Genomic DNA, 22466 nt, shown 5'->3' on the forward strand with positions numbered 1-22466 from the left:
CCGAACCCGGTCGTTAAGTCTCTTTGCGCTGATGGTACTGCCCTGTGGTGGGGTGGGAGAGTAGGTCGCTGCCACGGTTTTTCTTGGGGGGTCCGTTTGTTGGCGGGCCCCCCTTTTTTTGTGTGTGGGTGGGGTTGTGTGTTGGGGGGTTGTCTTTTTAGGCGGCCCCCTTTTTTTGTTGTGGGTTGGTGGAGGTGTTCTACTGGACGCTGTTTCCTCGTGCTCTTACGGCTGTGGTCACTATCGACATCGATAGTGACCACAGGTGAAACGGGTGCGCGGACTCCGTCAGGGGACGGGGTCCGTGACGAGGTCGGCGGCTTCGATCTCCTCGCGGGTGATCCCCAGGATGAAGGCGATGGTGTCCAGGTAGGGCACGTTGACCGAGGTGTCCGCCTGACGGCGTACGACGGGCTTGGCGTTGAAGGCCACGCCCAGGCCGGCGGTCTGGAGCATGTCGAGGTCGTTGGCCCCGTCGCCGATGGCCACGGTCTGGTTGAGGGGGACCCCGGCCTCCTCCGCGAACTGCTGGAGGGTGGTGGCCTTGCCCTTGCGGTCGATGATCGGGCCGACGAGGCGGCCGGTGATCTTGCCGTCGACGACTTCCAGGGTGTTGGCCGCGGAGTAGTCGAGGTCGAGGCGTTCCACGAGGACGTCGGTGATCTGGGTGAAGCCGCCACTGACGATGCCGCACTCGTAGCCCAGGCGTTTGAGGGTGCGGATCAAGGTACGGGCGCCGGGGGTCAGCTGGATCTCGCCGCAGACCTTCTCGATGGCGGAGGCGTCCAGACCTTCGAGGAGGGCGACCCGGCGGCGGAGGGACTCCTCGAAGTCCAGTTCACCGCGCATGGCCTCCTCGGTCACCTTCGCGACCTCGTCCTCACAGCCGGCGTGGGCCGCGAGGAGTTCGATGACCTCGCCCTGGATGAGGGTCGAGTCCACATCCATGATGACCAGGTGCTTGCCGCGTCGATGCAGGCCCCCGGCCTGTACGGCGACGTCCACTCCCTGGGTGGCGGACTCCATGGCCAGTTCGGCACGGAGATGGTCGGCGTTGCCTCCGGAGATCTCCATCTCCACGGAGGTCACCGGGTAGGCGGACAGACGTTCGATGCGGTCGATGTTCGCCCCGGAGCGGGCCACGCACGAGGTGATGGCGCTCAGGGCGCCGGGGCGTAGTGGGGAGGCCAGCACGGTGACGTGCAGGTGCTCGTCACCGTTGGCGTTGACCCGCCCGTTCCCGTCGGCGTACTCGACGTCCATGCCGAGATCGATCGCGGTCTTGTCGAGTGCGGAGCGGACTTCTTCGTAGACCCGCCGATGACTCACCCCGGGGGCGACCTTCTCGTCCACTTCGAGGACGGTCCCCAGCACCAGACGTCCACCGAGAACGACCTGTTCCAGATCGACGATGGTCACCGGGAAGACGGAAAGAGTGCTCAGCAGACGTGCGCTGATCCCGGGACGGTCATGCCCGGTCATCGTTACCAACAACGTGGATTCATCACTCATGGCATGCCCCACGGTACTCGGCCGTGGGACGCCCGGGACGATCGGGGCACGAGGTTTTCGCAGCTCGTTCACTATGTGGACAGGTAGGCGAGTATCCAGGGCCCCGGGGGTGCGAGGCAGATCACTCGCCGCGTTTGCCCTTGCGCTTCTTCTTGACCTTCTTCGCCTTGACGTCCACCCCGCCCAGCATGCAGGTTCCGGTCAGGTGTACGACCGGGGCGTTGGGGTCGGTCACCTGATCGGTGCCGTGGAGGTCGGTGCCGCCCAGAATCGCCGAGGTGTTGTTGATCACTCGCACGCCGTGCGGCACGGTGATGTCCACTCCGCCCAGGATCACGGCGAGCTGGATGGTGACCTCGTGCCGGCTCAGTACCGCCTCGCGCAGGTCCAGCTCGACCCCGCCACAGAGGACCGACACGTTGGTGCGGGGCTCGACGAGCCAGCGTCCACGGCGTTCCGCGGCGCCGAAGACCGCCACCAGGTTCTCCGAGCCCTTGCTCTGTCCGGCGAGGTCTCGGGCGTCGCTGCCGAGTATCTCCATGCCGTCGGTGGTGCCGCTGTGGTCGGTGCCGCCGAGCCCCTGGAGCCCGGGTACCCCGGGCATCCCGGATCGGGGGAGGTCGGACACGATGGGGCCGAGTTCGCCGATGGTCTTGGCCTTGTAGAGGGTGTCGAGGCGCTCCTCGTGTTCGACGGGGCTGAGGCGGCCCTCGGCCAGCGCCTCCCGGAGCCGTTCGGCAACCTGGTCCCGGTCCGTGTCGGAAGCTCGGATGTGATCGGGCTGCATGGTGACGGCTCTCCTCCTCGGTGGGTCGGCCTGGACACGGCCGCACACTCAAGTATCGGTGTGTTCGACGAGATCCCGGATCAGGTGTCGTCCCTGGTTCGTCCCGGAGTCTCCCCGCCCCCGACACCAGGGTCCCACTCGTGTCGCCTCCGGGCCATACCCCCGTCCGGGCGCACCCTCCCCGCTCAGGGCAGTTCTATCGCCGCGTGCGCGGCGATCAGGGCGCGACGCACGACACCGTCCAGTTCCCGCAGGGCTTGGGCCCTCAGGTCGATCTGGTGGGCGTTCATGCCCCGCCCGGAACCGGGTTCGGCGAGGGCCACCACCTTCGCGAGCCTCTTCGCCTGGGCCGCGACCCGATGGGCGCGTGGTGGGTACCCGTGGGCGAGGGGCGGGGTGCCCGAGTCACCGAGGTCCCCCAACTCGCGGTGGACGGACGGCGCGAAGGAGGCCACGTCGTCCACCCCCTGAAGGAGCTCGGCGACCCGCACCAGGGTGAGTTTGAGTCGCCGTTCGGCGTCGGAAAGGTCGGGAACCTGGGGTATGCCGTCATTCGCCGGATACGGGGCCCATGAGACGCCCACGTAGGATGAACCACGTAGGTCGGCGGAGGGCACCAACCCCACCTGTCGTTCGGCGAGCTGCACCAACACACCCTCCTGCGCCTCGATCGCCGCCCGGTTGAGTTCGGCGGGGCCGATCAGCCCGCAGGGATCGCCCCAGGTGGGCAGCGCCAACCGGAACGCGGACAGGCCCAGGCCACGAAGACGTACCAGTGCGGCACGCAGCGGTACGCCGCTGTCGAAGGGCAGGTCACCGGGGGGTACTGTCCCGATCAGGTTGGGGCCGCCCCGACGTTCGACGGCGTCGACGGCGTCGTCCAACCCGACGTGGCCCGAAAGCCAGGCGTTGCCCCAGGCGACGAGTGGTGCGGACGTCAAATGCATTGCTACAGGGTAGGGCGGCCCGTGCACCGGCGTGGGACGTGAGAGAAGGAGGATGATGGACGGGCGTGTTCTGGGCCTTAACGGGGTCACGGTACGACGAGGCGGGGCGAACCTGCTGGATGGCGTGGACTGGTCGGTGCTGGAGGGGGAGCGCTGGGTCGTCCTCGGTCCCAACGGCGCGGGTAAGACGACCCTGCTGAACGTGGCCTCCAGCCAGCTGTATCCCACCTCGGGCAAGGTGGAGGTCCTCGGGGAGCACCTCGGGGGCGTGGACGTGTTCGAGCTGCGGCCGCTGATCGGGTACGCGGGCGCCTCCGTGTCCGGCCGGATCGAGGAGGACGCCCCCGTCCTCGACCTGGTGCTCAGCGCCGCCTACGGCTACCTGGGTCGGTTCCGGGAGGAGTACGGGGTTCCGGACTACGGGCGTGCCCGTGCGCTGCTGGGTCACTGGGGGGTGGGCGAGCTCGCGGACCGCTTCTTCCACACCCTGTCCGAGGGTGAACGCAAACGGGTGCTGATCGCGCGTGCGCTGATGTCGAACCCGGAACTGCTGCTCCTGGACGAACCCGCGGCCGGGCTGGACCTGGGTGGGCGAGAGGACCTGCTGCGTCGTATGGGCAAGCTCGCGCGCAACGAGGACGCGCCGGCGCTGGTCGTGGTCTCCCACCACGTGGAGGAGATCCCGCCGGGCTTCACCCATGCTCTGCTGATCCGTGACGGTCGGGTGATGCGGGCGGGTCCTTTGGACGAGGTGATGACGGCGGAGAACCTGAGCGAGACCTTCGGGTTGGGGTTGAAGGTCGAGCGCGACGGCGGTCGTTGGTCGGCCCGCGCCGTCTGAGGTTCATCGCGTTTCGAGTGGACCCGAACCCCCGTCCCCTTCTCCCTGATCGCCCCGGTGGCCTCGTCGGCCCCGGGGCCCTTCTGTGAAGGGAGTGATTGGGGATGTGTTTATGGAAGAAATCCTAGGGTCCGTAATTCCTATTTCCGTCCGGATGTGGTCGTCCCGGATAGGTATGGGGTAGCGTCGTCGAACAGTGGGCGGATCGCTCTATTTCGGCGCGCTTTATGACGGGCGGCCTAGGGCGCGGTCCGCTCCCGCGCTGCCTGTCACCCCCGTCAGCAGATCCGGAGCCGCCCCAGATGTCGTCACTGAACACCGTCACCCGGCCCGACTCGGTGGAGGGTCGGTAACCGTGACCACGATCATCATCGTCGCACTCTTCGTCGCCGTCCTGTTGATCATTTTCTGGCGAAGCGTGCGTATCGTTCCGCACTCCATGGAGGACGTGGTCGAGCGTTTCGGTAAGTTCCACCGTACGCTCAGCTCGGGCTTCAACATCGTCATTCCCGGCGTCGACCAGGTGCGCGAACGCATCGACCGCCGTGTGCAGGTCGTCAGCTTCCCGCCGCAGTCCGCGATCACCGAGGACAACCTCGCGGTCGAGGTCGACTCCGCGGTGTACATCCGTGTGATCGACGCCTACCGGGCCACCTACGAGGTCGCCAACTTCATCCAGGCGGTCGAGCAGCTCACCCTGGCGACCCTGCGAAACGTCATCGGTGGCATGAACCTGGAGGGCACCCTCACCTCCCGCGACCAGATCAACCGCGAGCTCAAGTCCGTCCTGGACGAGGCGACGCGGGACTGGGGCATCGAGATCAGCCGGATCGAGCTCAAGGGCATCGAGCCACCGTCCTCCGTGCAGGAGGCGATGGAGATGCAGATGCGCGCCGACCGGGAGAAGCGGGCCCAGTTGCTCAGCGCGGAGGGTGAGAAGCAGTCGGCCGTGCTGCGCGCCGAGGGTGAGCGCTCCTCGTCCGTGCTGCGGGCCAAGGGTAGCGCCGAGGCGCTGATGCTGACCGCCAAGGCCGACGCCGACGCCCAGACCCTGCGGGCCCGTGGTGAGGCGGACGCCATCCACATGGTCTTCAAGGCCCTGCACACCAGCCGGGTCGACCCCGACGTGCTGGCCTACCAGTACCTGCAGAAGCTCCCGGAGATCGCCAAGGGCGACGCCAACAAGGTGTGGATCGTTCCGGCGGAGATGGGTCAGGCCCTGCAGGGTGTGAGCAGCGCCTTCGAACGCATCCAGAACGAGGTCGTCAAGATCCCGACCTGAGCCGGGTCGTCCACCGACCCCTCGCGTGCTCCGGCCCCGTCCCTTGGGCGGGGCCTTCGCGTGTCAGGGGCCGGGTGCGCTTGGGCGTCCGGTTCAGGTCGCACCCGACCTGATCATCGGATGACCGGCTCTCGTAGTCTGTTCGAGCCCTCGACGGTCGGGGAGCCGCGGAGCGGAAGGTGGGGCGATGGAACTCTGGGAGGCCGTTGCCATTCTCCTCGCGGGGGTGGCCGCCGGCGGCATCAACGCGATCGCGGGGTCCGGGACCCTGTTCACCTTCCCCGTGCTGCTGGCCCTGGGCTATCCACCGATCACCGCGACCATCTCGAACAGCGTCGGCCTGGCACCCGGGACCCTCAGCGGCACCATCGCCTACCGGCGTGAACTGGCCGGGCAGCGGCCGCGGCTGATCAGGTTCGGTGTCATGTCCTTCTTCGGCGCGCTGACCGGTGCGACGCTGCTGGTCTATCTGCCGCCCGGGGTCTTCGAGTCCGTGGTGCCGTTCATGATCGGCGGCGCCTGCGTGCTGATCGTCTTCCAGCCCAAGATCACCAAGTGGGCCAGGGCGCGCAAACCGGCCCACGAGAACGGTGGGATCCTGATGCCCATCGGTGCCTACGGCGCGGGTACCTACGGTGGCTACTTCGCGGCGGCGCAGGGCATCATCCTCATGAGCCTGTTGGGTTCCACCCTGGACGACGACATCCAGCGGCTCAACGCCCTGAAGAACGCCCTCGCCACCATCGCCAACAGCACGGCGGCCGTGTTCTACATCGTGTTCGCCTCACCGGCGTGGCCGGTGGTCGCACTGCTCGCGGCGGGGACGATCGTCGGTGGTTACCTGGGCGCGAACTTCGGCCGCAGGCTCAGCCCGACAGCGTTGCGCGTCATCCTGGTGATCGTGGGCCTGTCCGCCGCCGCACAGATCATCATGGGCAGGGTATGACGCCCTCGGCGCCGCCCCCGCCGGTGGATCAGGCCCGGAAGTAACCGCGGCGGTCGGCGTCGTCGATGAGCGCGGTCGCGTACGATCCCAGCGCCTCGGAGCCCTCCGCGATCAGCTTCACCTTGGTCATGATCTCGGACCGGGTGACCCCGAACCGCACCCAGGCGCCGCCCTCGTTGTGCCAGTTGGCGAGCATGGGGGACAGCCGGTCGATGGCCCGGGCGAAACGCGCCTCCGCCGTCTGTCGGGCCTCGAACTCCTGCCACAGCTCGTGGGCGAGTGCGGCCTGGTCCTCGGGCAACAGGGGGAAGATGCGTTCGGCGGCGGCACGCTCGCGTTCGGCCTGGGACTCGGCGTCGTCGGGCTGGAAGGCGAAGGTGTCTCCGGCGTCGATCTCGACGATGTCGTGGATGGAGAGCATCTCGATGACACGGTCGATGTCGGTGCCCTCGGGCGCGTACTCGGCGAAGGTCCGCGCGCACAGGGTGAGGTGCCAGGAGTGTTCGGCGGAGTTCTCTCGGCGAGAACCGTCCACCAGCAGGTTCCTACGTAGGACGCGCTTGAGCTTGTCCACTTCCAGGATGAAGCGCAGCTGAGCGTTCAGCCGTTCGTTGTCGACCCCGCTGGCAAAGACCGGTGCCGGTTCCGTCACGTGGTTCGCCCTCCTGATGGATGAACGGATCAGGTGGGACCGCTGGCGCGGTCGCCACTGGATGATCCCATGGAACGCGTGCCGTCTGTCGCCCCGACGACGGGGAGGCGGCTTGGGGGGAAGGAGGCGGCGTGCCCCCGATGAACGTCGGGGAGCGGCCGTGTTCGTGGTGTGGCCGGCCCCGAGGTGTCTTCTCTCAGTGTGCCCGATCCATCCGGACCTGTGGTGAAACGGGCAGGTGCCGATGGAACCATTCGGTCAGCGCTCGGTCGGCCAGGACCCCGGCCGGGGTGAGCGGTCCGGGCTCCAGGCCGGGCTCCGGTCCGATGGAGTGTGCCAGGTCGGGCACCACGATGTGACGGAGCGCATGTTCGTGGCCGGGGGCGTCGATGGTCCGACCGAGCTCTCGTGCCAGGTCGTCGTGGAACGCCCGTCCGTGGCCGGGTGGAGACACCTCGTCCGCGCCTCCGCCGACCATGAGCAGCGGGGTGTGGTTCCGGGCGATCTCCGGGGCCCGCGCGTTCATGTCCAGCCATCCGCGGGTGCGTTGGGCCCGGGTGTTCCAGCGGTAGGGGGTGCCGGTGCGGCGTTCGCGGGCCGCCATCAGCAGGGTCGGGTCGACGATCGGGTTGACCACCGCGGCGGCGCTGGTCGGGAGGCCGTTCTCGGCGAGGGTCAGGAGCACGGCGGTGGCTCCGGCCCCGACGCCGACCAGGCCGGTCGGGACGTCGGCGATGGGCAGGGACGACCGGAGTTCGGCGTCGACCTTGCGCAGTTCGGCGGCGGCCTCTTCCACCACGGGGCCGAAGAGTTCGACCAGGTAGTCGCGTTCACCGCGCCGGTTGATCTCGGGGACGCCGCCTTCGGGCAGCCGGGCGCCGAACAACGGCAGCCCGAGGTAGACCCGCCATGCCGGGAGCGCCGCCATGGGGATGGTCCCGGCGAGGGCGGATTCACTGCGGGGTGGTTCGAAGGCGTGCAGGCCGATGACGAGTGGGGCCGGTGCGGGGGCCGCCACCGCCGGGGGCAGGGCGAGGAAGGGCACGCCCGCGGCGGTCCCGGTTGTCGGTGCTTCGATGGCCGGCGCGTCGACTACCACGGATGGTCGCCTCCGTTGCGTTCGGAGAAGTGGGACAGGTAGCTGCTGACGAGGCGCTTGGCCTCGTACACCAGTGCGGCATCGCCTTCGGGGTTGTCACGGAAGGCGAGCTTGAGGACGGCGTCCGCCGCTTCCACGGATACGTGGACGGCTCTGTCGAGTTCATCGTTGTCGGGGAGGCCGGTGACCGAGACGATGATCTTGCGCAGGCGCACGGAGATCACCCGGTTGTTGTCGCTGCCACCGCTGAGGAGACGGGGGTCGACGATGTCACCGAAGTGGAGGCTGCGAAAGCCGGGCACGTTACGGTGCATGTCGATGTACTCGTCGATGATGGTATCGACGGCCCCGGTCCAATGGCTGAAGGACGCGTCGGCGAGTCGTTCGGTGACCCGGGTGCCGAACTGGTCGAGGAAGCGCAGTCCGAGCGCCTGGGTGATCGCCTTCTTGTCCGGAAAGAACTGGTAGACGGAGCCGATGGCCACGCCCGCCCGTTCGGCGATCCGTGTGGTGGACAGGTTGTCGTAGCCGACCTCGTCGAGGAGTTCGGCACAGCAGTCGAGCATGCGTTGGACCCGGACCATGCTGCGCTGCTGGGCGGGGAGCCGGCGTAGTGGTGCCTGCGCGAACGCGAGTTCGTCGTTGGCGACTCTGGCGGGTCCACGGCTCTCACGCTGGGAGACGGCCCCGTCGGTCGGCTCCGGGGAGCGTCGCGCGCGCGGGGGTGTTGAGCTTCGGGAATTGGTCGTCACGTCTCCTATGATGCCTTTTCGGATTCACCTGGTTCCGGGGAAATTCCAGTTTCGTTCCGAAGTTCCGTGTGGACACTTGTCCGATTCGGGTGATTCATTCGTTCTTCCTGGTGAGAGCGGGTCGAGAGAAGTGGTTGAAACTTGTCCTATTCGGCCGACTTATCGCTTGTTGTCGCTGTCGGTAGTCGGATTGTCGCTTCACGGGTTCAAGTGGGTGGATCGTCCTTCAGTGTGCGCCGGGACGCGACCCCGCTGCAACCGTTTGCAGTAGATGCATGGCATGGTGGGTCCGAGCCCGCACATCCACCCCTCCAGGAGGTCCAGGCATGACCACGGCCATCCCCGACACCACGGCGGAGGAACTCGACGCCGTCATGGAGCGCGCGTCCGCCGCCGCGCCCCTCTTCGCCGCACTCGCCCCCACCGACCGCGCCCGCGTACTGCGTGCGGTCGCCGACGCATTGGACGCCGCCGCCGAGGACCTGGTCCCGATCGCGATGGCCGAATCGCACTACCCGGAGGCGCGATGCCGCGGTGAACTGGGGCGCACCACGTTCCAGATCCGTCTGTTCGCCGACGTGCTGGAACAGGGCGAGTACCTGGAGGCCATGGTGGACTCCGCCGACCCGGAGTGGGGCACCCCCCGACCGGACCTGCGCCGTGTCCTCGTCCCCCTGGGTCCCGTGGTGGTGTTCGGGGCGAGCAACTTCCCCTTCGCTTTCTCCACCGCCGGCGGGGACACCGCCTCCGCGCTGGCCGCGGGTTGTCCCGTCGTGGTCAAGGCCCACCCGGGTCACCCGGAACTGGCCCGCCGCACCACCGAGGTGGTCGTCGCGGCCCTGGCCGACGCGGGCGCGCCCGAAGGGGTGTTCGCGCTGGTCTTCGGATTCGAGGCGGGTAAGGGCGCGGTGACCCACCCGCACACCCGCGCGGTCGGCTTCACCGGGTCCATCCCGGGCGGGCGTGCCCTGTACGACCTGGCGGTCTCCCGCCCCGACCCGATCCCCTTCTACGGGGAGCTGGGCAGCCTCAACCCGGTCTTCGTGACCCGTGCGGCCATGTCCGCTCGCGGCACCGAGGTACTGGAGGGCTACGCCGGCTCGGCCACGATGGGCTCGGGCCAGTTCTGCACCAAGCCCGGGGTCGTGTTCGTCCCCGAGGGAGCGAAGCTGGACGCCCTGGTCGGTGACCTGGAGGGTCGTGCGGCGGCCCCGTTGCTCAACGACCGGGTCGAGGAGGGCTACTCGCGCGGGCTGGACGACCTGTCCGGGCACCCGGCCACGGAGGTGCTGGTCCAGGGGCGGCGGACCGGTGAGGGGTGGACGCCGAGCCTGTTGCGCACCGACCTGGACTCCCTGCTGGAGCACTCCGAGGCCCTTCTGACCGAGTGCTTCGGTCCCGCCACACTCGTGGTCACCTATCCCGATGAGCGGCGGCTGCTGGAGGTTGGCGGCGCCCTGCAAGGGCAGCTGACCGTCACCGTCCACGGCGAGGAGGACGACCCCATCGCGCCGGCCTTGCTGGCCCTGGGCGCCTCGGTGGCGGGTCGGGTGATCTGGAACGGCTGGCCGACCGGGGTGGCGGTCTCACACGCCATGACCCATGGCGGTCCCTACCCGGCCACGACGGCGCCCGGGCACACCTCGGTGGGCACCACCGCGATTCGTCGGTTCCTGCGTCCGGTCACCTACCAGTCGGTGCCGGACGCCCTGCTGCCCGCCGCGCTGCGGGACGGCAACCCGCTCGGTGTACCCAGGAAGGTCGACGGCGGATCACCGGCGGTCTGACGGCCTCGCACGGTGGTCCGGGTCGCGGCCCGGACCACCGACTCACTCCGAGTCGTACTGCTCGCGGAAGGAGAGGCAGGCCTCCCTCTCCCGGTCGGCCATGGGTTCGATGAAGACCATGCCCAAGATGATGAGCGCGGCCGGAGCGAACTCGAACAGCGTCCAGGTCTCGGCCCCGGAGCCGGCCATCTCGATCAGGGGGCGGACGGCGAAGGCGGCCGCGGCGACCAGCAGCGGCACGAACCGGTAGGTCGGGTTCGACACGTAGACGAGGTGGTCGATCATGTGTCGGGCGGTCCGGTTGACCTTCTCGTCCGGACCAGGAGCCCCGGAGACCGCCTGGCGTCGGGCGATGGCGTAGCGCACCGGATCGGTCTCGGGTGACGCGGGCATCACGCGAAGGATCGAGTACGCGGCCAGTCCGGACAACACGGTGACGGACAGGGCCATGATGGCGACGGCGCCCGGGACCCAGCCGGGGACGCCGGTCGGATCGGTCAGGTTCGGGGCGGTCAACATCGCGGCGAGGAGGAGGGCGATGACCCCGGCGCCGGCCCCCCAGAGCGCGGAGTGGGCCACCGGGTGGTGCTGGGCGTGCAGCCGGAGTCGGGCCTTGGCCACCTGCCCCGAGGTGGGATCCGAGGACGGAACGGAGGCGTACGAGTTGTTCCAGAGCGGGGAGGTCATGGCGCTCACACTACGAATCCCGGCACGGCGCGCACCATGCACGGAAGTCAGGAACCCGAACCGGAGTTCCCGAACTTTCGTCAGGTCCGCCCCGACGACCTGTCGTCGGAGGAGACCGTCCCCTAGGTTGCGAAGACCGACCGTATTCGCACCACGCCCCGAGGTTGTCTCCATGACCCAGGATCCCCACGCCCTCGTCGACGCCCTGCCCAAGGTGGAACTCCACGTCCACCTCGAAGGGTCGATGCCCGCCGAGACCCTTTTCGAACTGGCGAAACGGCACCGGGTCGATGGTCTCCCCGGCACCCTCGAAGAGCTTCGGAATTGGTACGAGTTGGCCAACCTAGGCAAAAGCACTTCAGTTCGGGTCTAAGAGTGGCCCCGGGACTCCCGGGGCCCAAGAGGTTCGCGGCCAGACGCTAAGCGTCCCGGAGCGGGACGTCCTCCGCCACGTCCGGAAGGGACACGGCGTCCCCAAAGTGTTCCCGGAGGTCTTCCTCCGTCCAACCGGCGGCCCGGAGGGCGTCAAGCTCCGTCGGATCGATTTCACGGGCGTTGGTCATGGCGTCCCCCTTGGATTCGTTGGTGTCCACGGTAGGGACGTCTGTACCGGTCACGGCGTTGTCTGCGTCCGTCGTGGCGTCTGCCTCGTCCGAAAGATTGTGCGCGTCGACCTCTTCCGGGGACATCTCGCGGGTACGCCCGGCGTCGCCCTCGTAGTCGCCTCGGTAGTCGCGACACATGCCCGCGTGTCCGGCAGGCTTCACACAGTTCTTCGGCATGTCGTCGCCAGCCTTGAACGGGTGCCAGCGGGTGAGTTCACAGCGGTTCATGCCGTCACCGCCACGCGGGTCGCGGTAGCGACGTCCAACAGCACGGCTACGCCCAACCGGTCCCGGTCCATGCGCGCGTTCCGCTGGCGTGCCTCGTGGGCGCGGTAGTAGCCGCGAACGATGTCCGCCGGAGGACTCACGGCCTCCGCCTGGACGACGGACACATAGTCCGCCGGGACCGGCCGGAGCGCGGAGGCGTACCCGGGGCCCGTCGGGCGGGCCGGAAGCGGGTCCGCGTACCGGCGGACGCGGGCCGCGCGGGCTTCCTCGCGGAGGTCCCGGCGGAGCGCGCGCGGGGCCGCGTGGAGTCCGTGAGCCGGGCGGAGCAACCGAACGAGGGTTGCAAGCATGGCAAGTAGGCTGTGCATGTTGACGCTCCCATAAAGCGTTGACCACGGCCCGGGGGTGTTACCAGCACCCGCCGGGCTTTGCCGTGTCGGCATGCGTGACCCTACCGCAACCGTTCAGGGCTGTCTATCGAGTTCAGACCTTCCCGCCATGGGACGATAACGACATGACCACACCGCTTCCCGCCGGGTACGGGCCGGACAGCCGTCTCAAGGAAGGCCCGGAGCCGAAATACATGCAGCTTGCGGCCGTCCTCGTGGCCCGGATTGAACGCGGGGACTTCCCGGGGGACGCGCGGCTTCCGAGCGTGGCGCAACTGCAAAACGAGTTCGGTGTCTCGCGCGGTACCGCACAGCGGGCCGTGTCCGTCCTTGCGGAGCACGGGCGTGTAAGGGTGTCGAACGGTAAGGGTGCGTGGCCGGTCCACGAAGGTTGAATGCCGGGCCCGGAGCGGGGAAGTGCTCCGGGACCGGCGTCCGCGCACACGAGGGAAGGCCCGACGCACACGCGGAGGTCTAGGACCTACTTCCCCGCCTGGTCATACTTGTCCTTGTCCGGTGGGCCCCGTGATCCCGTGCGTGTCACAGCCGAACGACCCTTCCAGCTTCCCGCACCCGGGCCAACCGCATTGACGCCGGTACACGCCGCCGTCGTCTTCTATTCCCGCCGGGGGACCGTGCTCGTTACTCATTCCGTACCCTCCGCGACTCCCACGGTTGGGGAAGAGGTTTCCCGTCCCGGAGTGCGGCGTCCAGTGCGCACCACGCCACCTCCGCCGCGTTGATCGTCTGGCGGAGGGTAGGCCGCGCGTCCGTGTGGCGGAGCGTTTCCGACAATGCGTCAAACCACGCGGTCGTGTACATCTTCCCCTTACGTCCCCGACCCGGGTTCCAACCGTGCGGAAGTTCCCCACCCGTGCGCATGAACCAGTGCAGATCATCAAACACGCTGTCAGCCTCGCGGAGCGCGCGGCGTATCTCCGCGTCCGTCCCCCGAACAGACAGCAGGGTCGTAAGCCGTGCGACGAACTGTGTCGTCCCCTCCGCGTCGGCGGAGTCCGTGCGTTGCTTGGAAGCGATCATGTTTCCAGCGTTCTCCGCCAAACGCCCTACTGCTAGGCGTTCGCGTTGCCTACCCTTGGGGGCAACAGTGTTGGCAACACCCGGGGGTCCACCTTGTCCGACTTCGCGGTACGTGCTCGTGCGGCCCTAGCCGAACGTGGTATCTCCCTCCGTACGGCGGCTCACGCCGTCCCCGTGGACCCTGGCCACCTCTCCCGGATGTTGTCCGGGAAACGCCCGGTCCCGTCACACGTCGCGGAGGTCTTGGACCGCCTTGTTGGTGCGGAAGGGGCTCTAGCCGCGTTGGCGGTCACGGTTACCGATGATGACCGGGCCCGGATCGCTCACAGCGTCGCTATGCCGGATCGGCTGGACGCGGGGACCGTGCGCGCGTTGGCGGACGTTCTCGCGGCACAGCGGCGTCTAGACGACACCCTTCCCGCTGTCGCCATGCTTCCCGCGACGTCCGCACAGTGGGAAACCGTGGAGCGGCTGGCACGGGACTCACGCGGCCCGCACACGGACGCGCTCCACGAGGTAGCGGCGGAGTGGAGCCAGTTCATCGGGTGGTTGCACGCGGAAGCACGCAACGACGCGGAGGCGGTCCGTTGGCTCACAGAGGCGGAGGGACGCGCGGACGACATCGACAACGGGGAACTAGCGGCGCAAGCGGCGAACTTCAAGGGCTACCTAGCACGGCAACAGGGGCGGCCCCGGGCCGTGGTTCGCTGGTTTTCCGCCGCGTACTACACGCCGGGAGCGGCCCCGCTACAGCGCGTCGGGGACGCTGTCCAAGCGGCCCACGGCCACGCGTTGCTAGGGGACCCGGAGACAGCCCGGCGTCTGTTGGGGGAAGCCTCCGAACTTGCCGACGCGGCGGAGGACACGGCCCCGCCCATCACCGCTTATTGGCTCTCCCCTACGTTCTCCCGGATGGGTATAGGTCTCGTCCACCTTGCCCTAGGGGACCACGCGGAGGCGGCGGAGAACCTACGGGCCGGGCTGGACGGCCTTCCCCCGGAGCAACGGGACGCGGAGTGGTGCCGGGAGTACCGGGACGCCCTGGACGAGGCACAGGTCGCGTGATCAGTACTGTTCAACCCCTAGACGCACGAAAAGGGCCGCGCTCCGGTGAGAAGCGCGGCCCTACTGCCGTTCGCGGAACGGCATCGCCAACCGAACGAGGCCAGCGGAACGCGTCGGAAACCGTTCCGGAGCTCGTTCCGATCGTTCAGAACAGAACGGAACGCGTCGGAACGGCCTCCGGCCTTCCGGAACAAGGCCGGAGGCCGTTCCGGAGCCACCGGAACAGGTTTCCGGAACCGGAAACGTCCAGCGGAACGGAGCGGAAAAGCCTTCCGGAACGAGCGGAAACCCGCTGTTCACAGCGTTTCCGCGTGTTCGTCCTCGTCCTCCTGGACGACGAGGACGAGTGTCGGCCCCGCGTCCTAGGTGAGTCCAAGGGAACGGTTCCGTTCCGACATTGCCGCGTTCACGGGCTCGTCCCCGTCGGCCACCGTCGCCACCGTTCGCGGGTAGCCGGAACCGTTCGGGCACGTGCATAGGCCCGGTGGCCACGAGCCGCGCGCATGGGACACAGCGGCCTCACACACGGATACGTGAAGTTGAACCGTCGGCACGTCGGGGGAGATACCCAACTCCGGGAACAAAGCTTGATACAGCGGGAGCACGTCCGGGACCGCCACCGGCGGAGCGGAAGCAGACGCGGCGGACTTACGCCGGAGCGGCTTCACGCCACACCTCCGGAAGCTCGTGCCCGGTCCCACCGGATCGTCGCCGCGCGGGAAGCCTTCACACTGGCAGTGGAGCGGGCCGCGTTACCGGCGTCCGCTTGTCCCATGGACGCCGCGTCGGTCCCCGCGTCCGTCGGGAGCATGGACCGGAGGACGGCCCACGCGGCCGCGCGCTGTTGGCGGGCCTCCGACACAGCGGGATTCACCACGAGCTGTCCGGCGGAGCCGGAGACCATGACGCCATGCTCCCGAACGGCGGCGTCCAGCCGCTCCGCCGCGTCCAGGTGTTCACCGGCCAGTGTGAGCGCGGCCCGCTGTGTCTCGTCTAGTTCGAACTCGGTTTCGTAACTGGCCACGAGCCGCGCAGACGCGGAGGCCGGTTCGTCACTCATGAATTCCTCCTTGCATCTGTGCAGGTCACCGGAAAATCAGAATGGTTGGGCATGCGGCCCGCGTGTAAGTCGTTAACCCCCGCCGAGAGCTGTCCCCCGGATTCCGGGGGCCTCCCCCACCCTGGCCAGCGGGAACGTCCATGACGACGACCACGGCGTCCGCGTTTGATCCACGCCCGTGACAGCGATTGCAACTCGTTCCATGTCGGTCGCGGCGGAGGCTGGCCTTCAGGTGCAACGTCCAGTGCCGCGAATACACGGAGTACGGCGCGCGCGTCGTCGTGCCGGTCGCGGCCCGTCGGAACAGTCGTCGACCCTGCGATAGCCTCCGCTGTCTGCTGTGCTAGCACACACGCGAATGAGCAACCGATGTGAGCGTTTCCGCTAGGCCTCGTTCCGGGCGTGACGCGGCGGCCACATCCGGGCCGGACACATGAGGGGGCCGGGGCCTTGTCGTAGGGCATGGGGTGGTGTTCCTTCCGGGAATGCCGGAGGGCCCGGAGCTTGGCCCCGGGCCCTCGTGTGGGTTGCTTAAGCCCGGCCCATCCTGGCCAGGTAGTCACGAGCTCGTCGCTCGTTTGCGGCCCGCTCCGCCTCCGCGCGCTTAGCCTCCGGGTCCTCGTCCGGAAGGTCCGCCACAGGGACCGTGAACGCCTCCGGGATAGGGCCCTGGCCAAGCTGTTGACGGCCATCGACGCGTAGCCACGTCGTGGCCACACGCGCTATTGCGTCCAGGTCCGCCGCTACCGCCTTGGTGTTCGTGGCGTAGTTGACGCCGCCTTGGCCGCGTGAGCGGTCAATGTCGAACACCTCCGGCAACGCCTTCCCGGCCAACGCTGACACACGGGGACGCTCGTCCCGGTCACGTCTTACGGGCCGATCCATCGACTCCACAGCCGCCGCCAACGCGTAGACGGTCCGTGCGTCCGGAAGGGCCTTGGACAGCGCGACACGGGCCCGCTCCGCGCGGGATTCCATTTCCGCCGCGATGGCGTCCCGCCACGCGGGATAGGCCGCCTCCGCCGTCCGGTGATAGTCGTCCACGAGCTTCACAAGGTGGGCTTCCACGGCCTTTCGGTGGGCCACACTGTCCCGGTAACGGACGGCCAGCTTCCCAAGGCGTGCGTCCAGGTCCTCCGTGGACTCCGGGACCTTCCCGGCGGCCACGGCTTCCGCCGCTTTCCGGGCCGCTTCACGCGGGGCCGCGCGGTACTCGTCCAGGACGCCTAGGGCGGCCTCGTCCAATTCACGGACAAGCTCCGCCGCCGCGTCCATGTTGGCCTTGGCCGCCTGGACGGCCTTGGGCATGAGGGGAAGGTTCGTGTATTCAGCGGCCTCGTGCCTTGCTAGGGCCGGGCCCCGGTGGTCCGGGCCGAACTCGGCATACTCCCGGGCTTCCAGGTGGGAGGCGGGGACGCCCCTGTGATCGGTGGCAATGGCCTTGTCGTTCATGGTTACCAGTCCTCCGGGCTTTCGCCCATGGCTTCAATGTCGGTGTCGGTGAGTGCGCGGGCGTCGTCGATCAGCGCGTCCAGGTCCCGGCGGGCACGTCGGACCACGGGGGCCGCTTCCGCGACCGGGGCCGGGTCGGAGACGACCGCGTCCACAGTTCGCGGGGGAAGCTCCGGGCGTTCCTGTGCAGCCCTGGAAGCTTCCACAGCGGCCTTGTGCGCGGTAGCCGCTTCCACGTGGGCCCGGAACACCTCCGCCGGGTCCTCGTGCGACTGGACGAGGCCAAGGAACGCGGGGCCCGGCTCCACGCCGTCCACGAGGTCAACCGACGCGGGGGCCGCATCCTGAACGTCGTCGGGGCCCGTGGTCGGGAAATGCGTTCGCACGGTCCGGAGTTCCCCGCGTCGCGTCACCACCACGGGAACGCCTACCGCTCCGGCGTTCGCGTCCGGATCGGGAACATTGGCCGCGTAAAGCTCCGGAGGAATCGGCCCGCCGAACACCATGGCGGAGCCAGAAGGGGCGGGAGCGGTGAAACCAACGACGGGCCGGACCATAAGGCCGGTAGCGGCCGTCGGGTCGCGAAATGCCGCCCGAAGGGCCCCGTAAGGAATGGGAGTAATGTCCATTAGTACGGCATTGCCTTTCGGATGCGCTCCGCCAATTCGGAAGGGTCGACCTTCCCGGCCTCGTCCCGACCCGCCACCGGGCCGCGCGTGGCGTCCACACGCTTCTGAAGTGCAGCGATACCGCGTTCAGCCTCGTCCGCGTCCATGGACTCCAGGCGACCGACCAGCCACACGGGCAATTCTTCCGACATAGGGATTCCATTCACTCACGACCCGCAACGTTCGCGGGAAAAGAATTTGGGCAAAAAAAAATCGGCCCCCGACCAACGTGGCATTACGAATACCGCACATATTCGTAAGGTCCAACGTCGGCCAGGGGCCGGGAACGCGCTTGGTCAGTCCTGATCAGAACTAGGAAGCGCGCAAGTCGAGTAACGGATGCTGTGCGGGCACCCGTGAGTGAAGAGCCGGCCCGAACTGTAAACAGCGGACCGGCCCCCACTGAGTAGTTATGTGTCCGGTGGTTCGCGGGCCCCGGCGTCTCTAGCGAAAAACCAAGGAAAGCCCTGAAATCAATTCTCCGAGCCTGGAATGGCGAACCCCAACATCGCTTGGAGGCCGCCGCTTCCGGTCGTCTACGGGCATCCTGTGGGCGCACAAGGGGGGGCGGCGGAGCCGGGCCCCTACGCGGTTCGCGGACAAGGTTGGGATATCAAGCGGCCATTACACGAAGGTCCGTTTCTTCCGCCCCTTCCGGGCCCGGTGGGCGTAGACACGGCACTTGTCAGAACAGTACTTACGGTGACGTCCCGTCCCCGCGTATTCGGTTTCCTGGCCACAGTGCGCGCATGTCGGAAAGTCGCGGGCGTCCACGGCGGCGGCCTCCGCTGCGTCGGCGTCGTTCTGGAGTTCCCAACACGGATCACCCGGCCCGGCGTCCGCGTTTTCCCCTGTTCCAAGAGTGCAGCGTTTCTTACGCCCGCTCCGGGTAGTGAAGACGTTTCCGCACAGCTCACACTTGACCCGGCGTAGCGGGCGTCTCGCGAGAGCGCGGGCCGCTTGGCGGCAACGCTCCCCGCACCAAAGCTCTTGGCGAGTTGAAAGTTTCGCACCACAGTGAGCGCAGGTGTCGCGGTGGTTGTCGTAAGCGTAGTAGGGCACAAGTTCTCCGTTCGGTTGGGTGGTTACGCTTTAGGGATGATGAGTACCTATGTTTTTGTTTTCTTATGAAAACTCTAAAGAAAATAGAAACCTAGGTACTCATCATCCCTAAAGCGTAACCAAAGGAAAGCGGCCCGGCCGTCCTCTCGCGAGAGACAGCCGGACCGCTGGTCATAGCTGGTTTTAAGCGGCCACGGGCACCGCCGCGAACCGCGCGGCCCGCTGGCGGGCCCGAACCACCACACGGCGACAATCGCGTCCGCAGTAGACCGGACGGTGTCGCGCGTGCGGGTATGCCCACGTGGCCACGTGGGAACAGCCGGGACGCTGGCAGATAGGAACGCTTGTCATAGTTGCTGTGTACATGGACGTGTCCTCTCGTCCGTTGTGTGTACACATGTTGTGTGTCCCGTTCGGGGAAACGTTCGTGGAAACTTCCAGAGACGTCCAGGGCGGCCCCGGAGGGCGTCATTGGGATGCGATCCCCGCGAACCACCGGCCACTAGCCGTGCGCAACTCCCGGACGCCTTCCAGGCCGCGAACCTGCCGGTATAGCTCGTGCTTGCCCTCCGCCGGAGCGATCCCCGGCGGCTGTGAGGCAAGGTAGGCGTTCCACAGACACACGCGGGTTGTGCGGTAGCTCTCGTCACGGGGAAGGCGTGCTAGGAACTCCGCGACCTTCACGGGGGTCGTGTCAGATTCGCAGTAAACGCACATGGGGCGTGTCCTTTCTGGGGAAACTGTCACCGGACGGATGACGCTATTGCTGAAACTGTCATCTTGGTTATGTGTCCGGCGTGCGTGTTCGTTCGCGGAAGCGGCCCCGGACATGACAAGGGCCCCGCTCCCGACGAGGGAACGGGGCCCGGAGGCCGGACGGCTGGCCTACTCCGTGACGCGCTCCGGGTCACCGGTCGCGATCGCGTCGGCTTGTCGCGTCCAACGGTCCGCCTCCGCGTCCGTCATCCGGCCGTCGGCCACGAGGCCGCCCACGAGGTCCCCGACGAGCATGGACAGTCCGTTGATTCGGTCGGTGTTGTTCACAGCGTCTCCTATGAGTTGATCGGTACTGGTCAAGATTTTGGGGCCGGGGCCGCGCTACGCGGCGTCTGCCAGGGACGCGGACAGCACGTCCGCCGCGTCCGCGTAGTCCGCGTTCTCCACAGCGATAGTGACGCGGGAAGGGTCGAACCCGTGGCGGCCCCGTTGACCCTTGGCGACGCTCACGAGGACGCCCATGTCGTCCAAGAGGGCCCGGCGGTCCAATCCGTCGGCCCGCTCCCATACGTCCGCGTACGTCTCTCCTGTGGCCACACGGATGACCTCACGTGGCTTGTCCCGCTCCGCGACGAGGACGGCCCGTCGGGCGTCCAGTTCGGCCACACGCGGGCCCAACACAGCGGCGGAGGCGGGGGACGCTTCAATGGCGGCTGTGAGACCCGTTAGGGCCCGTTCGGTGTCGGCAAGCTCCGCCGTGACGTCGTGGCCGCGTTGGACCTCTTCCCGGTACACGTGGAGTCCGTGGAAGGTCTCCCGGAACCATCGGTCAACGTGCTCGTCCAGGGCGTCCGCCCGGACGGTGGTGCATGACTTATACGCGGCGCATCGGTAGTACCGGTACGACTTGCCTTTGTACGTGGACCGGCTGTGGTTCATGCGTCCCCCGCACACACCGCAACGAGCCGCCCGGGACAGCGGGGAATCTGTCTTCGCGGGCCGCGTCCACCGGTGGCCCCTCTTAGCCATTGCCTCGCGCACGGCGTGCCACGTGGCCGCGTCAAGGACTTCGTCCGCGATGATGTCAAGGGTGCCGTCCGGCCGGTAGCACTCCGCCGGAGGCAATCGCTTCACGCGGGGACGGCCCTTGGCGTCCAGCACAGGGGCCCCGGTGGCGTCCCGTACTTCCTCGCGTGGGTACTTGGTGCGGATACCGCGCAACGCGGGGGAGACGAGCATGGTTCGGAGGGTCGCGGCCGTCCACTTAGCGGGCTTGGGGGTCCGGCCCGCGACCTTGGCCGCGTGCATGCGTGGTGTGGGCGTCTTGTGACGGTTGAGCCATGTCACGAGGTCCGCCACGGTCTGTCCGTCGGTGATTCGGCGGGCCAAGTCGCGGACGGTGTCGGCGGTCTCCGTGTCGATCTCTAGGAACGCTCCGCCGTCGCGGCGGGTGATCCGGTAGCCATACGGGGCGTTGTTGCTCACGCGGCCGGACGCGAAGATCTCCGCGCGGGACTCCGTGGTTCGCTCCCGGATTCGATCCCGTTCAAGCTGTGCCAGCCACGCGAACAGCCCAATCATGTTGTCGGCGTTGTGGGGAGTGATCTCTCCGTCCGCTGTGACCGGTTTGACGCCCGCGTCCTTGAACGTCTCCACGAGGTCCAACAGGTGGGAGGTACGACGGGACAGTCGGTCCAGCTTGGCGGCAACGACGTAGTCCAGGTGGGGAAGGTCGGCGAGAAGTTCCGCCATGCCTTCCCGGGCCTCCGGAGGGACGGCCCCGGATACGTTCTCGTCCACGTAGACCTTGTGGACCGTCCAGCCGTTCCGTTCGCACAGTTCGCGGCACAGACGTTCCTGTGTGGTGACGGATACGGACGCCTGGTCAGCGTGTGAGACACGGATAGAGATTGCGGCAACGGGCACGGCGGAGCCTCCTAGATGTTCCTAGGCGGCGTTGTGTGTCCCGGAGGTCCCCGACGTTCGTTTGGGTTATCCGTGGTACGCCTTCACCGACTTCCCGCACTTCGTCGAGGTCTACCTGGCGTCGGTGCGCACCCTGCGGGAAGAGGCCGACTTCGCGCTGTTGACCTCGGTCGTCGCCGAGCGGCTGGCCGCGCAGAACGTCCGCTACGCGGAGGTCCACGTGAGCCTGTACACCCACCTGATGCGCGGGGTACCGGCGAAGGTGGTCTTCGACGGCATCGAACAGGCCCGGATCGAGGCCGAACGGGACCACGGCGTCCAACTCAGGTGGATCCCCGACTTCCCCGCGGACTTCGGGCCGGAGTCCGCCGAACGAACGGTGGCGGCCGTGCTCCGGGACGGCCCGTCGAGCGTGATCGGTCTCGGGGTGGGCGGGGTGGAGTCCCCGCTGGAGCCCTACGCGGAGGTGTTCGGACGGGCCCGGGCCGCCGGTCTGGTGAGCCTGCCGCACGCGGGCGAGCACGGTGGACCGGTACGGGTCCGTGAGGCGTTGGACGTGCTGAAGGCGGAGCGGATCGGGCACGGCATCGACACCATGAAGGATCCGGAGTTGGTGGCCCGCCTGGTCGACGAACAACTGCCCATCGACGTCAGTCCCACCTCCAACCTGCGAACCCGCGCCGTGGAGCGGATCGAGGACCATCCCCTGCCCGCCATGCTCGACGCGGGGCTGTTGGTCACCCTCAACAGCGACGACCCCACGATGTTCGGCAGCGATCTGACCGGTGAGTACCGGATCGCCCATGACCTGCTGGGCGCGGCCGGGCCGGTGCGCTTGGCCCGCAACGGGGTCGAGGCCTCCTACCTGGGTGCGGCACGCCGTCGTGCGCTGCTGGCGGAGATCGACGCGGTGGCCGCCCGGCACGGAGTGTCCTGAAGGAGGCGGGCCCGGCACCCTCCC

At 67.9% G+C, this 22466-nt stretch carries 22 protein-coding genes and 1 pseudogene; 8 read left to right on the plus strand and 15 right to left on the minus strand.

The genetic code is table 11. The features are described 5' to 3' along the window. Positions 1–288: 288 nt before the first annotated feature. The 3 genes from serB to ACWGSK_RS26880 form a co-directional block, all read right to left on the minus strand. Complete coding sequence (serB, locus tag ACWGSK_RS26870) at positions 289–1512, minus strand: phosphoserine phosphatase SerB (protein WP_358514768.1); 1224 nt, start codon at positions 1510–1512, stop codon at positions 289–291. Between the two features lie 121 nt (positions 1513–1633). Continuing rightward, positions 1634–2299, minus strand: a complete 666-nt coding sequence (locus ACWGSK_RS26875) for a DUF1707 SHOCT-like domain-containing protein (protein WP_358514771.1) — start codon at positions 2297–2299, stop codon at positions 1634–1636. Between the two features lie 185 nt (positions 2300–2484). Then, positions 2485–3246 carry a hypothetical protein gene (locus ACWGSK_RS26880; RefSeq protein ID WP_358514774.1) on the minus strand — a complete coding sequence of 254 codons (762 nt, stop codon included), beginning with the start codon at positions 3244–3246 and terminating at the stop codon, positions 2485–2487. 55 nt (positions 3247–3301) lie between these two features. Between ACWGSK_RS26880 and ACWGSK_RS26885 the strand changes: the two genes are divergently transcribed. The 3 genes from ACWGSK_RS26885 to ACWGSK_RS26895 all read left to right on the plus strand — a co-directional run bounded on the left by ACWGSK_RS26885 (position 3302) and on the right by ACWGSK_RS26895 (position 6315). Next, positions 3302–4087, plus strand: a complete 786-nt coding sequence (locus tag ACWGSK_RS26885; RefSeq protein ID WP_452457112.1) for an ABC transporter ATP-binding protein — start codon at positions 3302–3304, stop codon at positions 4085–4087. A gap of 355 nt (positions 4088–4442) precedes the next feature. Next, positions 4443–5369, plus strand: coding sequence for an SPFH domain-containing protein (locus ACWGSK_RS26890; RefSeq protein WP_358514780.1), 927 nt, complete (start codon positions 4443–4445; stop codon positions 5367–5369). Positions 5370–5556: 187 nt separating this feature from the next. Then, entirely contained in the window at positions 5557–6315 is a 759-nt protein-coding gene (locus ACWGSK_RS26895) for a sulfite exporter TauE/SafE family protein (protein ID WP_358514783.1), read from the plus strand. Positions 6316–6343: 28 nt separating this feature from the next. Here ACWGSK_RS26895 and ACWGSK_RS26900 read toward each other — a convergent pair whose 3' ends face one another. The 3 genes from ACWGSK_RS26900 to ACWGSK_RS26910 all read right to left on the minus strand — a co-directional run bounded on the left by ACWGSK_RS26900 (position 6344) and on the right by ACWGSK_RS26910 (position 8650). After that, positions 6344–6967 carry an HD domain-containing protein gene (locus ACWGSK_RS26900; protein ID WP_358514786.1) on the minus strand — a complete coding sequence of 208 codons (624 nt, stop codon included), beginning with the start codon at positions 6965–6967 and terminating at the stop codon, positions 6344–6346. A gap of 196 nt (positions 6968–7163) precedes the next feature. After that, positions 7164–8066: an alpha/beta hydrolase family protein gene (locus ACWGSK_RS26905; protein ID WP_358514789.1), complete on the minus strand. Its 903-nt coding sequence runs from the start codon at positions 8064–8066 to the stop codon at positions 7164–7166. Further along, the gene (locus ACWGSK_RS26910; protein WP_358514835.1) at positions 8060–8650 is read right to left on the minus strand and encodes a TetR/AcrR family transcriptional regulator; all 591 of its coding nucleotides are present in this window, start codon (positions 8648–8650) and stop codon (positions 8060–8062) included. Before ACWGSK_RS26910 ends, ACWGSK_RS26905 begins: the two co-directional genes overlap by 7 nt. 494 nt (positions 8651–9144) lie before the next feature. On the opposite strand from ACWGSK_RS26910, the gene ACWGSK_RS26915 reads away from it, so the two are divergent. Further along, on the plus strand, positions 9145–10605 hold the full coding sequence (locus ACWGSK_RS26915; protein ID WP_452457113.1) for an aldehyde dehydrogenase (NADP(+)): 1461 nt from the start codon (positions 9145–9147) through the stop codon (positions 10603–10605). Between the two features lie 42 nt (positions 10606–10647). Here ACWGSK_RS26915 and ACWGSK_RS26920 read toward each other — a convergent pair whose 3' ends face one another. After that, positions 10648–11292, minus strand: coding sequence for a hypothetical protein (locus ACWGSK_RS26920; protein WP_358514795.1), 645 nt, complete (start codon positions 11290–11292; stop codon positions 10648–10650). A 172-nt stretch (positions 11293–11464) separates the two neighbouring features. Between ACWGSK_RS26920 and ACWGSK_RS26925 the strand changes: the two are divergent. Next, positions 11465–11623, plus strand: a pseudogene (locus ACWGSK_RS26925) (adenosine deaminase); the annotation flags it as partial. Positions 11624–11711: 88 nt separating this feature from the next. On the opposite strand, the gene ACWGSK_RS26930 reads toward ACWGSK_RS26925, so the two are convergent. Next, the gene (locus tag ACWGSK_RS26930) at positions 11712–12125 is read right to left on the minus strand and encodes a hypothetical protein (RefSeq protein WP_452457114.1); all 414 of its coding nucleotides are present in this window, start codon (positions 12123–12125) and stop codon (positions 11712–11714) included. After that, on the minus strand, positions 12122–12475 hold the full coding sequence (locus ACWGSK_RS26935) for a hypothetical protein (RefSeq protein WP_452457115.1): 354 nt from the start codon (positions 12473–12475) through the stop codon (positions 12122–12124). The genes ACWGSK_RS26930 and ACWGSK_RS26935 overlap by 4 nt, the downstream gene beginning before the upstream one ends. A 164-nt stretch (positions 12476–12639) precedes the next feature. Between ACWGSK_RS26935 and ACWGSK_RS26940 the strand changes: the two genes are divergently transcribed. Together ACWGSK_RS26940 and ACWGSK_RS26945 are read left to right on the plus strand one after the other, a co-directional pair. Beyond that, positions 12640–12909: a GntR family transcriptional regulator gene (locus ACWGSK_RS26940; RefSeq protein WP_452457116.1), complete on the plus strand. Its 270-nt coding sequence runs from the start codon at positions 12640–12642 to the stop codon at positions 12907–12909. 739 nt (positions 12910–13648) lie between these two features. Further along, positions 13649–14620, plus strand: a complete 972-nt coding sequence (locus ACWGSK_RS26945; RefSeq protein WP_452457117.1) for a helix-turn-helix domain-containing protein — start codon at positions 13649–13651, stop codon at positions 14618–14620. Between the two features lie 664 nt (positions 14621–15284). Here ACWGSK_RS26945 and ACWGSK_RS26950 read toward each other — a convergent pair. From ACWGSK_RS26950 to ACWGSK_RS26975, 6 genes are all read right to left on the minus strand, one after another. Beyond that, positions 15285–15680: a hypothetical protein gene (locus tag ACWGSK_RS26950; RefSeq protein ID WP_452457118.1), complete on the minus strand. Its 396-nt coding sequence runs from the start codon at positions 15678–15680 to the stop codon at positions 15285–15287. A gap of 531 nt (positions 15681–16211) precedes the next feature. Then, on the minus strand, positions 16212–17132 hold the full coding sequence (locus ACWGSK_RS26955; RefSeq protein ID WP_452457119.1) for a hypothetical protein: 921 nt from the start codon (positions 17130–17132) through the stop codon (positions 16212–16214). 2 nt (positions 17133–17134) lie between these two features. Beyond that, positions 17135–17518 carry a hypothetical protein gene (locus tag ACWGSK_RS26960; protein WP_452457120.1) on the minus strand — a complete coding sequence of 128 codons (384 nt, stop codon included), beginning with the start codon at positions 17516–17518 and terminating at the stop codon, positions 17135–17137. 242 nt (positions 17519–17760) lie between these two features. Next, positions 17761–17952 (minus strand): hypothetical protein, encoded by a 192-nt coding sequence (locus ACWGSK_RS26965; protein WP_452457121.1) that lies wholly within the window; start codon positions 17950–17952, stop codon positions 17761–17763. A 1795-nt stretch (positions 17953–19747) separates the two neighbouring features. Beyond that, a complete protein-coding gene (locus ACWGSK_RS26970) occupies positions 19748–19906 on the minus strand; it encodes a hypothetical protein (RefSeq protein WP_452457122.1) in 159 nt (52 codons plus the stop codon). A gap of 54 nt (positions 19907–19960) precedes the next feature. After that, on the minus strand, positions 19961–21505 hold the full coding sequence (locus tag ACWGSK_RS26975; protein WP_452457123.1) for a recombinase family protein: 1545 nt from the start codon (positions 21503–21505) through the stop codon (positions 19961–19963). A gap of 61 nt (positions 21506–21566) precedes the next feature. Between ACWGSK_RS26975 and add the strand changes: the two genes are divergently transcribed. Continuing rightward, positions 21567–22442: an adenosine deaminase gene (gene add, locus ACWGSK_RS26980; RefSeq protein WP_358514826.1), complete on the plus strand. Its 876-nt coding sequence runs from the start codon at positions 21567–21569 to the stop codon at positions 22440–22442. Positions 22443–22466 lie beyond the last annotated feature (24 nt).

The sequence above is a fragment of the Nocardiopsis sp. NPDC055551 genome (assembly GCF_053619415.1).

Coding starts and splice junctions, on each gene's coding strand:
- ACWGSK_RS26955 (WP_452457119.1), bottom strand. CDS start 17,132: ATGAACGACAAGGCCATTGCCACCGATCACAGGGGCGTCCCCGCCTCC.
- ACWGSK_RS26930 (WP_452457114.1), bottom strand. CDS start 12,125: ATGAACCGCTGTGAACTCACCCGCTGGCACCCGTTCAAGGCTGGCGAC.
- ACWGSK_RS26940 (WP_452457116.1), top strand. CDS start 12,640: ATGACCACACCGCTTCCCGCCGGGTACGGGCCGGACAGCCGTCTCAAG.
- ACWGSK_RS26885 (WP_452457112.1), top strand. CDS start 3,302: ATGGACGGGCGTGTTCTGGGCCTTAACGGGGTCACGGTACGACGAGGC.
- ACWGSK_RS26915 (WP_452457113.1), top strand. CDS start 9,145: ATGACCACGGCCATCCCCGACACCACGGCGGAGGAACTCGACGCCGTC.
- ACWGSK_RS26875 (WP_358514771.1), bottom strand. CDS start 2,299: ATGCAGCCCGATCACATCCGAGCTTCCGACACGGACCGGGACCAGGTT.
- ACWGSK_RS26910 (WP_358514835.1), bottom strand. CDS start 8,650: ATGGTCCGGGTCCAACGCATGCTCGACTGCTGTGCCGAACTCCTCGAC.
- ACWGSK_RS26950 (WP_452457118.1), bottom strand. CDS start 15,680: ATGAGTGACGAACCGGCCTCCGCGTCTGCGCGGCTCGTGGCCAGTTAC.
- serB (WP_358514768.1), bottom strand. CDS start 1,512: ATGAGTGATGAATCCACGTTGTTGGTAACGATGACCGGGCATGACCGT.
- ACWGSK_RS26965 (WP_452457121.1), bottom strand. CDS start 17,952: ATGTCGGAAGAATTGCCCGTGTGGCTGGTCGGTCGCCTGGAGTCCATG.
- ACWGSK_RS26920 (WP_358514795.1), bottom strand. CDS start 11,292: ATGACCTCCCCGCTCTGGAACAACTCGTACGCCTCCGTTCCGTCCTCG.
- ACWGSK_RS26935 (WP_452457115.1), bottom strand. CDS start 12,475: ATGCTTGCAACCCTCGTTCGGTTGCTCCGCCCGGCTCACGGACTCCAC.
- ACWGSK_RS26880 (WP_358514774.1), bottom strand. CDS start 3,246: ATGCATTTGACGTCCGCACCACTCGTCGCCTGGGGCAACGCCTGGCTT.
- ACWGSK_RS26895 (WP_358514783.1), top strand. CDS start 5,557: ATGGAACTCTGGGAGGCCGTTGCCATTCTCCTCGCGGGGGTGGCCGCC.